Raw genomic sequence first — 242 nt, 5'->3', positions numbered from 1 at the left:
ACGATCTACGGCGTCATGGCGACGATCCCGATCTTCCTGATCTGGGTCTATGTGAGCTGGATGGTCGTGCTGTTCGGCGCGGAGTTCGCGGCCAGTCTGCCGGAATGGCGCGCCGGCATTCGTCGGCACGCCCGCGAGGGGCTCTCCCCCGTGCGCCGGCTGACCGCGGCGCTGGCCGTGCTGCACGCGCTGTCGCGCGCGGCGCGCACCGGCGAGGGGCTGAGCGACCGGCGGATGGCGCG

General features: G+C 72.7%; 1 protein-coding gene. It reads left to right on the top strand.

Going from position 1 to position 242, the window contains the following annotated elements:
• Positions 1-242: YhjD/YihY/BrkB family envelope integrity protein (locus R0J92_RS25980; protein ID WP_411053812.1), on the top strand; the 242-nt coding region annotated here is incomplete at both ends.

Source organism: Tritonibacter sp. SIMBA_163 (genome assembly GCF_046535935.1).
Classification (GTDB): domain Bacteria; phylum Pseudomonadota; class Alphaproteobacteria; order Rhodobacterales; family Rhodobacteraceae; genus Epibacterium; species Epibacterium scottomollicae.
Note: the sequence above shows the minus strand (reverse complement) of the source record. Positions and strands in the feature narration are given on the sequence as shown.